General features: G+C 74.4%; 12 protein-coding genes. 4 read left to right on the forward strand and 8 right to left on the reverse strand.

The window, feature by feature from the left end; translation table 11 throughout:
• The coding region (locus NWP09_RS09295) for a hypothetical protein (RefSeq protein WP_258275234.1) at positions 1-380 on the forward strand (380 nt) is incomplete at its 5' end.
• Here the strand turns inward: NWP09_RS09295 and NWP09_RS09300 are convergent.
• From NWP09_RS09300 to NWP09_RS09320, 5 genes are all read right to left on the reverse strand, one after another.
• Positions 349-675, reverse strand: a complete 327-nt coding sequence (locus NWP09_RS09300) for a helix-turn-helix transcriptional regulator (protein WP_258275235.1) — start codon at positions 673-675, stop codon at positions 349-351. The genes NWP09_RS09295 and NWP09_RS09300 overlap by 32 nt on opposite strands.
• A 54-nt stretch (positions 676-729) precedes the next feature.
• A complete protein-coding gene (locus NWP09_RS09305) occupies positions 730-1,380 on the reverse strand; it encodes a DUF937 domain-containing protein (RefSeq protein WP_258275236.1) in 651 nt (216 codons plus the stop codon).
• A gap of 84 nt (positions 1,381-1,464) precedes the next feature.
• Positions 1,465-2,241, reverse strand: a complete 777-nt coding sequence (locus NWP09_RS09310) for a fumarylacetoacetate hydrolase family protein (RefSeq protein ID WP_258275237.1) — start codon at positions 2,239-2,241, stop codon at positions 1,465-1,467.
• Positions 2,241-3,329, reverse strand: a complete 1,089-nt coding sequence (locus tag NWP09_RS09315; protein ID WP_258275238.1) for a branched-chain amino acid aminotransferase — start codon at positions 3,327-3,329, stop codon at positions 2,241-2,243. The genes NWP09_RS09310 and NWP09_RS09315 overlap by 1 nt, the downstream gene beginning before the upstream one ends.
• Positions 3,326-4,405, reverse strand: coding sequence for a 3-isopropylmalate dehydrogenase (locus NWP09_RS09320; RefSeq protein ID WP_258275239.1), 1,080 nt, complete (start codon positions 4,403-4,405; stop codon positions 3,326-3,328). Before NWP09_RS09320 ends, NWP09_RS09315 begins: the two co-directional genes overlap by 4 nt.
• 170 nt (positions 4,406-4,575) lie before the next feature.
• Between NWP09_RS09320 and NWP09_RS09325 the strand changes: the two genes are divergently transcribed.
• Together NWP09_RS09325 and NWP09_RS09330 are read left to right on the forward strand one after the other, a co-directional pair.
• Positions 4,576-4,833 (forward strand): DUF6458 family protein, encoded by a 258-nt coding sequence (locus NWP09_RS09325; protein ID WP_258275240.1) that lies wholly within the window; start codon positions 4,576-4,578, stop codon positions 4,831-4,833.
• Positions 4,834-4,947: 114 nt separating this feature from the next.
• Positions 4,948-6,126: a GAF domain-containing sensor histidine kinase gene (locus NWP09_RS09330; RefSeq protein WP_258275241.1), complete on the forward strand. Its 1,179-nt coding sequence runs from the start codon at positions 4,948-4,950 to the stop codon at positions 6,124-6,126.
• 6 nt (positions 6,127-6,132) lie between these two features.
• On the opposite strand, the gene NWP09_RS09335 is transcribed toward NWP09_RS09330, so the two are convergent.
• Together NWP09_RS09335 and serA are read right to left on the reverse strand one after the other, a co-directional pair.
• The gene (locus NWP09_RS09335; RefSeq protein WP_258275242.1) at positions 6,133-6,846 is read right to left on the reverse strand and encodes an alpha/beta hydrolase; all 714 of its coding nucleotides are present in this window, start codon (positions 6,844-6,846) and stop codon (positions 6,133-6,135) included.
• Between the two features lie 32 nt (positions 6,847-6,878).
• Complete coding sequence (gene serA / locus NWP09_RS09340) at positions 6,879-8,471, reverse strand: phosphoglycerate dehydrogenase (protein WP_258275243.1); 1,593 nt, start codon at positions 8,469-8,471, stop codon at positions 6,879-6,881.
• 267 nt (positions 8,472-8,738) lie between these two features.
• Here serA and NWP09_RS09345 point away from each other — a divergent pair, with 267 nt between their 5' ends.
• Entirely contained in the window at positions 8,739-9,134 is a 396-nt protein-coding gene (locus NWP09_RS09345; RefSeq protein WP_258275244.1) for a hypothetical protein, read from the forward strand.
• A gap of 19 nt (positions 9,135-9,153) precedes the next feature.
• Here NWP09_RS09345 and NWP09_RS09350 read toward each other — a convergent pair.
• Positions 9,154-9,507: hypothetical protein (locus tag NWP09_RS09350; RefSeq protein WP_258275245.1), on the reverse strand; the 354-nt coding region annotated here is incomplete at its 5' end.

The following is a 9,507-nucleotide window of genomic DNA, read 5'->3' on the forward strand; positions in this document are numbered from 1 at the left end:
GCATGACCGCGCTCACCGCCGTGCCCGGCTTCGCCGTGCCCGCCGAGGCGGGGTGGATGCTCCAGGTCTCGCGGGCGCTCGACGTCTCGGGCCCGCTCGTGGCCGCGGCCGCGGTCGCGCTGTGGCTCGCGATCCGGCGCACCGGGTCGCTCGCGCCGCTCGTCGCCGTCGCGGGACTGCAGCTCGCCTTCGCCGTGGCGCTCGTCGCCGGCGCGATCGCGATGGCGGGCGGCCTGCCGGTGCCGCCCGAGGGCGCGGCACTGCTCGGCGGCTTGGTCGTCGTCACGGTGCTCGTCGGCTCTGCGCTCGCGGCCGCGGCCGTGAGCCTGCTCGCCCGGTGGGCGGCGGTCAGGCTCGCGCCGCGCCGAGCACCCGCGTGATCATCGACGAGGTCGTCGCCCAGTCGCTGCGCTCCGCCGCGAGCGCCCTCGTTCCCGCCGTCGTGAGCCGGTAGACCCGCTTCGACCGGCCGGAGGACTCCCATTCCCCCTCGATGAGCCCGCGCGCCTCGAGCCGCTTGAGCGCCGGGTAGACCGTGCCGCTCGGGAAGTCGAGCCCGCCGCCGGAGCGCTCGCGGATGCGCTCGATCGCGCCGTAGCCGTGCACGGGCCCGTCGGCGAGCACCGAGAGCAGCATCGCGTCGACATGGCCGCGCAGGGCGTCGGGGGAAGCCATGCCCGCAGTCTAGCCGTGGGCTGCCTCCATATGGAGGCAGCCTGCAGCCGTGCGTCAGCGGCGCCCGCCGCCGAGCAGCCCGCCGAGCACGTCGCCGAGCGGCCCGAGCCCGTCGCCGGGTCGACCGGAGCCTCCCCCGAGGAGGCCGCCGAGCAGGTCGCCGAGGCCGCCGCCCGGCCCGGATGCCTTGCCCCTGCTCCCGCTCCCACCGGGCAGCTGCACCTGCCGCTCCGCCCCCGCCGAGCCGCGGCTGAAGGGCGAGTCGGCGGCAGGGTCGCCCTGGCCGCCTGCCGAGGGCCGACCGCCCGCCTGCCCGCCCTGCAGGACCCGATTCGCGATCCAGGCCATGACCATCGGCGCGACGATGGGCAGGATCTTCCGGATGATGCCGCCGAGGGCACCGCCGCCGCCCGCGGCCTGCGCGATGCGGTCGGTGCTGTCGCCGAAGACGTGGTGCACGATCTTCTCGCCGTCGTCGGGGTCGACGTCGCCGGCGAGCCGCTCGTCGAGGCGACCGGCGTGCGAGCCGAGCGCGCCCATGAGCGACTGCGCCCCGGCCGGGTCGCTCGCGTTCGCCTGCATGCCTCCGACGAGGGTCGGGACGATCGCCTCGAGCGCGCGGCGCGCATCCTCCTCGCCGACGCCGGCGCGCTCCGCGATCTGCTGCACGGGCAGCCGGCCCATCAGCTGCTGGATCTCCGACATGGGTCCTCCTCGCTCGTGCGAGGACCCGGTGCCCCCGCCCGGCGCGATGCTAGGCGGCGAACCCGGCAGCCAGCCGGGAGCGGCTCAGCCCGCGATCGCCTGCGCGACCACCGGGTTGCGGAGGGTGCCGACGCCCGGCACCTCGACCTCGACCGTCTGGCCGGCGCGGATCGGCCCGACGCCCTCGGGCGTCCCCATGAGCAGGACGTCGCCGGGCAGCAGCGTCATCGAGGCCGTGATCCACTCGAGCACGGTCGGCGCGTCGAAGATCCAGTCGCTCGAGACGCCGTCCTGGTGGACCTCGCCGTCGACGCGCGTGATGACGCGGAGGGCCGCGTAGTCGGGCTCCGTCTCGATCGCCGGCCCCAGCGGGCAGAACGTGTCGAAGCCCTTCGCCCTGGCCCACTGCGGCTCGCGGCGCTGCAGGTCGCGCGCGGTCACGTCGTTCGCGACCGTGACGCCGAAGACCGCGTGGAGCGCGTTCGCGCGCGTCAGGCGTCGTGCGACGCGGCCGATGACGAGCGCGATCTCGCCCTCGAACTGCACGTCCTCCGACTCGGGCGGCAGCACGATCGCGTCGTTCGGGCCGATCACGGACGTGTTGGGCTTCAGGAACACGAGCGGCTCGCTCGGCACGTCGTTGCCGAGCTCGGCCGCGTGCTTCGCGTAGTTGCGGCCGACTGCCACGACCTTCGACCGCGGGATCACGGGCGCGAGCAGCCGCGCCTCGGCGAGCGGCACCCGCTCGCCCGTCGTGTCGAAGCCGGCGATGATCGGGTCGCCGACGAGCTCGACGAGGGCGTCGTCGTCGACGACCCCGTAGCCGATGCGCTCGCCGTGCGCGAAGCGCGCGACGCGCATCAGCGCGCCTCGGTGATCTGCACCATCCAGCCGTGCGGGTCCGCGGCGCGCCCGTACTGGATGTCGGTGAGCTGCTTGCGCAGCGCGAGCGCCACCGGGCCGGCAGGCGCGTCGGGGTCGCCGATCGTCTCCGTCGGGCTCTTGAGCGCCGCGATCGGCGTGAGCACCGCGGCGGTGCCGCACGCGAACGCCTCGGTGATCGAGCCGTCGGCGACGCCGTCGCGCCACTCGGCGAGCGTGACGTGCCTGCGCTCCACCCGGTGGCCCGCGTCGGCCGCGAGCTGCAGGAGCGAGTTGCGGGTCACGCCGTCGAGGATCGAGTCGGACTCCGGGGTGATGAGCGTGCCGTCGGAGCGCACGAGCACGACGTTCATGCCGCCGAGCTCCTCGAGGTCGCTGCCCGCCTCGTTCAGGAACAGCACCTGCGCGCATCCGTTCGCCGCCGCCTGCTGCGTCGGCAGCAGGCTCGCGGCGTAGTTGCCGCCGCACTTCGCGGCGCCGGTGCCGCCCTTGCCGGCACGGTTGTACTCGGTCGAGAGCCAGATGGAGACGGGCTTCACGCCACCCGCGAAGTACGGGCCCGCCGGGCTCGCGATCACCATGAAGCGCACGGTCTGCGCGGCCCGCACCCCGAGGAAGACCTCGTTCGCGATCATGAACGGCCGCAGGTAGAGCGAGTTCTCGCCGCCCGACGGCACCCATGCCTCGTCGACCTGCACGAGCTGGCGCACCGCCTCGATGAAGAGCTCGACCGGCAGCTCGGGCAGCGCGAGGCGGGCGGCGGAGCGCTGCATGCGCGTCGCGTTCTCCTCGGGGCGGAACAGCCACACCGAGCCGTCCTCGCGCCGGTAGGCCTTCATCCCCTCGAAGATCTCCTGGCCGTAGTGCAGCACCGCCGAGGCGGGATCCATCTGCAGCGGGCCGTAGGGCTCGACGCGCGCGTCGGCCCAGCCGCCCTCGGCGGTCCAGTCGATCGAGACCATGTGGTCGGTGAAGTGGCGGCCGAAGCCGGGATCGGCGAGCACGGCTTCGCGCGTGCGCTCGTCGACGGGGCTGGGGTTGCGCGTGAGCGTGAACTCGAGGGTCATGCGTGCTCCTTCGCTGTGGTGCTGGCGGCGGCGCGCGCGCCGATGCGCTCGGCGATCGCGTCGCCGACCTCGCTCGTGCTGCGCGGGCGCCCGTCGCGGGCGTCGATGTCGGCGTCCACGGCGTCGCGGATGCGCAGGGCCGCCTCGGGCAGGCCCGAGTGCTCGAGGAGGAGGGCGGCCGAGAGGATCGCGGCGGTGGGGTCGGCGATGCCGCGCCCGGCGATGTCGGGCGCGGAGCCGTGCACCGGCTCGAACATGCTCGGGAACGTGCCGGCCGGGTTGAGGTTGCCGGACGCGGCGAGGCCGATGCCTCCGCCGACGGCGCCGGCGAGATCGGTGATGATGTCGCCGAACAGGTTGTCGGTCACGATCACGTCGAAGCGGCTCGGGTCGTCGACGAGGAAGATGGTCGCCGCGTCGACGTGGAGGTAGTCGACGGCGACGTCGGGGTGGGCGGCGCCCACCTCGTCGACGATGCGCTGCCACAGACCGCCCGCGTGCACGAGCACGTTCTTCTTGTGCACGAGCGTCAGGCGGCGGCGGCGCTGCTCGGCGAGCTCGAACGCGAAGCGCACGACCCGCTCGACGCCGAACGCCGTGTTCACGCTCGTCTCGTTCGCGACCTCGTGCTCGGTGCCGACGCGGATCGCGCCGCCGTTGCCGACGTACGGCCCCTCGGTGCCCTCGCGCACGACGACGAAGTCGATGTCGCCGGGATCCTTGAGCGGGCTCCCGATCTTCGGGTGCAGCCGCGTGGGCCGCAGGTTGACGTGGTGGTCGAAGGCGAAGCGGAGCCGCAGCAGGAGCCCGCGCTCGACGATGCCCCCGGCGAGGCGCGGGTCGGCGGGGTCGCCTCCGATCGCCCCGAGCAGGATCGCGTCGTGCTGCGCGAGCGACGCGAGCGTCGCGTCGTCGAGCACCTCGCCCGTGGCGAGGTAGTGCGCGGCGCCGAGCTCGTACTCGGTCTCGACGAGCTCGACGCCCTCGAGCGCCGCTCGCATGGCCTTGCGCGCCTCGAGCGTGACCTCGCGCCCGATGCCGTCTCCCGCGATGACCGCGAGGCGCAGCTGCTCCACAGTTCCTCCCTGGCGCACGCCAGGTGCGCGTCGACGGGCTCCGCACCGGCGCGGGCCTCGATCCCAGCCTAGCCGCGCCGCGAATCCCCCACTGCGCTCGCAGGTTCGCGCAGTACATTCCGGCGAACAGGCGGCCTGGTCCCTGGCCGCCGAGACGAACGGAGAGCACCTTGAGCATCGGCTTCGGCATCTTCCTCATGGCCGTCGGCGCGATCATCGCGTGGGCGGTGCCCGCCCTGTGGCAGGTCGAGGGCGCGAACTGGACCCTGATCGGCTACATCCTCCTCGGCGCGGGCGCGCTCGTGACCCTCTTCGGCATCATCATGGCGGCCCGCGCGGGTCGCACGAGCCAGGTGTCGCGCTCGCGCATCGACCCCGAGACCGGCACCCGTGTCGAGCGGACCGAGCGTCGCGACGACGTCCTCTGAGCATTCCCACCCACCCTCGGGGGCGCGGCCGCGGCCGCGCCCCCGAGTCGTGCGGCGAACGGCCAGAATGGCTGCGAGCAGGGCCGACACCGGCCCCGACACGGGAGGAGCTGCGTGCCGAACGCCCAGGATGCCGCTCGCAGCGCGGCGATCGCCGAGTACGGAGTGCTGCGCGAGGCGCCCGGCCACGCCCTCGAGGGCCTCACCGCGCTCGCCGCCTCGGTGTGCGGCGTGCCGCGCGCGGTGCTCAACATCGTCGACGACCGCCATCAGCACCAGGTCGCTGCGGTCGGCTTCGAGCCGAGCGTGTGCGCGCGGGAGGACTCGATGTGCGACCGGGTGTTCCAGCAGCCCGGCCAGACGGTGATCGCCGACGCCCGCGCCGACCCGCGGTTCGCGCGCAACCCCTTCGTCACCGGTGAGATCGCCGATGTGCGCTTCTACGCATCCACGCCCCTGCGCACCCCGCACGGCCTGCCGATCGGCAGCCTGTGCGTCTTCGACGACGAGGTGCGCGAGCTCGCCGAGCACGAGACCCGCACGCTCGCGCTGCTCGCCGAGCAGGTCGTCGACGTGCTCGAGCTGCGACGCCTCACGCGAGAGCTCCGCCGCTCGAACGAGCAGCTCGCCCAGTTCGCGGGGCAGGTGAGCCATGACCTGCGCAATCCGCTCACCGCGCTCTCCGGCTACCTCGAGCTCGCGGCGGACTCCCCCGAGCTCGCCGCGGCGCCGCACGCGTCGGCGGCGCTCGCGCGCGCCGAGTCGGCCGCCGACCGCATGGCCGCGCTCGTCGAGGATCTGCTCGACTTCGCGCGCATCGGCGGCAGCGCTCGGCGCGAGCCCGTCTCGCTCGCCGACGCCGCGCGCGCGGCGGTCGCAGACCTGGAGGCGCAGCTGGCGGCGACGGGTGCCGTGGTCGACCTCGGCGAGCTGCCGGTGGTCGAGGGCGACGCGACGCTCCTGTGCGCGCTGCTCCAGAACCTGCTCGCGAACGCGGTGAAGTTCGCGAGCGCCGACGGCCGCGCTCCGCGCGTCGAGGTGCGCGCCGCGCGGATCCCGGGAGCGTGGCGGATCACGGTCGACGACGACGGGCCGGGGGTGCCGCTCGAGGAGCGCGAGCGCGTCTTCGGGCTCATGCAGCGCGGCGACCGCGCGGATCCGCGCGTGGCCGGGCTCGGCATCGGTCTCTCGACGTGCCGGCGCATCGTGCAGGCGCACGGCGGCCGCATCGGCATCGAGGAGGCCCGGCTCGGCGGCGCGAGCGTGTGGGTGCTGCTGCCGACCGACGACTGACGCGGATCAGGCCCCGGCTGCCGCTTCGCCGATGAGCTCGGCGAGGCGCTGCGGCTCCGACCACATCGGCCAGTGCCCGGTGGGCAGGTCGACGAGCGTGAGCGCGCGGTGCTTGAGGATGCCGGCGAGGAACGGCACGCCCTGATCGGAGAACGCGCGGTACTCGTCGGCCGAGAACGCGGTGCAGATGATCGTGGCCGGCACGTCGAGCCGGCGCTCGTCGCGCAGCTCGGCGGCGCCGCGCACCGCTCCTGCCGGCTCCGGCACGGCCCGCGTCCGGAGCTCCTCGAGCTGCTCGTCCGAGAGGCCCCGCATCGAGCCCTGCGCCATCTCGTCGTCCCACGCGGCCTCGAGCGGCAGCTCGTCGCCCTCGAACGAGGCGTCCATGACCGCGCCGTCGACGGCGGGGACGGTGTCGACCCACACCGAGCGCACGACGCGGTCGACGTTCCGGTCGATCGCGATGGTCGCGGGGAGTGCGGCGCCGCTGTGGGCGACGAGCACGACCGGGCCGTCGCCGATGGCCGCCTCGATCGCCGCGACCTGGTCGTCGAGCGTGACCTCGCCGCGCGCGGGGTGCTCCGGCTCGAGGCCGGGCAGCGTGATGGCGACGACGTCGTGGCCCTGCTCGCGCAGGAGCGGCGCGACCTCGTCCCACGCCCACGCGCCGAGCCAGAAGCCGGGCACGAGCACGATGCGAGCGGATGCGGTGGTGTCCATGGCAGGACGCTAGCGCGCCCCGCCCGCGCGCATCAGAGCTCGCGGATCTCGATGTGCCGGATCGTCTTCGCGGCGATCGAGCGCCCCAGCTCCTCGACGAGCGCCTCGGGCGCGGGCTGGTCGATCGTGATGATCGAGAGGGCGTCCCCGCCGGCGCGCGTGCGGGCGATCTGCATGCCGGCGATGTTGATGCTCGCCTCGCCGAACGCGGCGCCGTAGGCCGCGACGATGCCCGGGCGGTCCTCGTACTCCATCACGACGAAGTGCTCGGCCATCGGCACCTCGACCGACTGGCCGTTCACGCCGACGATCTTCTCGACCTGCTTGGGCCCGGTGAGCGTGCCCTCGACGCTCACGCGGCGGCCGTCGCTGCACGCCGCGACCACCTCGACGACGTTGCGGTACTCGTCGCTGCGCTCGTCGGCCGACAGCTCGCTCGTGACGCCCCGCGACTCGGCGATGACGGGCGCGTTCACGAACGTCACCTGCTCGCTCACGATCGACGAGAAGAAGCCCTTGAGGGCCGCGAGCCGCAGCACCTTGACGTCGTAGCCCGCGAGCTCGCCGTGCACCGCGACGTCGACCGCCTCGACGGGGCCCGCCGCGAGGCCGGCGGCGAACTGCCCGAGCCGCTCGGCGAGCGCGATGCCGGGGCGCACGTACTCGTCGATGACCCCGCCTGCGACGTTCACGGCATCCGGCACGAGGTCTCCCGCAAGGGCGAGCCGCACCGACCGCGCCACCGCGACGCCCGCCTTCTCCTGCGCCTCGTCGGTCGAGGCGCCGAGGTGCGGGGTGACCTGGATGTTCGGGGCGCTCGTGAGGGCGTCGTCCTTCGGCGGCTCCGAGACGAAGACGTCGATGCCGGCGCCCGCGATCGTGCCGGCGCGCAGCGCCTCGGCGAGCGCGGCCTCGTCGATGATGCCGCCGCGCGACGCGTTCACGATGCGCAGCGTCGGCTTCGCGAGCGCGAGCTCCTCCGCGCCGATGAGCCCGACCGTCTCGGGCGTGCGCGGGATGTGGATCGTGATGAAGTCGCTCTCGGCCATGAGCTCGGGCAGCGAGCGCAGCTCGACCCCGAGCTGCGCGGCGCGCGCGGGGCTCACGAAGGGGTCGTACGCGATGAGCTTCGTGCCGAACGCCGCGAGCCGCTCGGCGACGAGCACGCCGATCCGGCCGAGCCCGACGATGCCGACGGTCTTCTCGTAGAGCTCGACGCCCGTGAACGCCGACCGCTTCCACTCGCCCCGCTTGAGCGACGCATCCGCCGCCGGGATGTGCCGGGCGAGGCCGAGCAGGTGCGCGATCGCGAGCTCCGCGGCCGAGACGATGTTCGACGTGGGGGCGTTGACGACCATGACTCCGGCCTTCGTCGCCGCGGGGATCTCGACGTTGTCGAGGCCGACGCCCGCGCGGGCGATGACCTTGAGGCGCGGCGCGTGCGCGAGCGCCTCGGCGTCGATGCGGGTGGCGCTGCGCACGAGCACGGCGGATGCGTCGGCGAGCGCCGCGAAGAGCGCTTCCCGGTCGGTGCCGTCGACGTGGCGGATCTCGAAGTCGGGCCCGAGGGCATCGACGGTCGCGGCCGAGAGCTCCTCGGCGATCAGGACGACGGGCTTGGACATGCGGGGCTCCTTGCACAGGGAGGGTTGCGGGCAGCACGTCGTCGTGCCGGGCCCAGCCTACCGAGCGGGACGTGCCGCCGTCCGACGCCCGGGACGGGCGTCGGCGCCGGCGTCGCGGCGGAGGCCCGCACGAGACCCGTCCTCAGCCCCAGCGCGCGTGCGCGGCGCCGTCCGACGCCCGGGACGGGCGTCGGCGCTGGCGTCGCGGCGGAGGCCCGAAAGGGCCTCCGCTCCAGCTCCAGCGCGCAGTGCGGGAGGATGGAGGGGATGGACGCCTTCGCTCTCGTGCAGCTCGTGCTGCGCATCATCCTCGCCCTCGTCTTCGTCGGCATGGGCATCACCCACTTCGTGCCGCGCGTGCGGCGCGCGATGGCGGCGATGATCCCCGCCGGCCTCGCCGGCCCCGAGCGCCGCTGGGCGCCGGCGCTCGTGACGGTCTCGGGCGTCGCCGAGGTCGTCGGGGGGCTCGCGCTGCTGACCCCGTGGTGGATCGTGCGCTTCGTCGCGGGGCTCGGGCTCATCGCGCTGCTCATCGCGGTGTTCCCCGCCAACGTGCAGGCGGCGCGGGAGCCCGAGCGCTTCGGCGCCGCTGCCGTGCCGATCGGTCGCCGCGCGATCGGGCAGGCGGTGCTCGCCGCGCTCGTGCTCGTCGCGGTGATCTGAGCGGAGCCCGCAGCGGCGGTCAGCCGCCGAGCGCCGAGACCGCGACCTGGCGCGCGAGCTGCTCGGCGAGCAGGCTCGCCTGCGCGCTCACCGCGAGCGCGACGAGCAGGATCCCCGCCTTCCCTACGAGGCGCATCCGCCGCCCGACCCACAGCGCCGCGACGAAGAGGATCGCGGGCAGCGCGATGCCGGCGACGAGGAGCCACCACGGCGTCGCGCCGGCGATGTCGAGGCCGGTGTAGAGCAGCGGCAGCTGCTGCAGGTTCGTGACCGCCTCGACGGTGTCGTAGCCGAACGCGAGCGCGAACAGCGCCGCGACGATCCACGCGTCGCCCGGCCGCTCCTCGCGCGGCTCGCGCGCGCCGCTCACGCG

Origin of the sequence: Agrococcus sp. HG114 (genome assembly GCF_024723325.1) — a bacterium.
Taxonomy (GTDB): Bacteria; Actinomycetota; Actinomycetes; order Actinomycetales; family Microbacteriaceae; genus Agrococcus.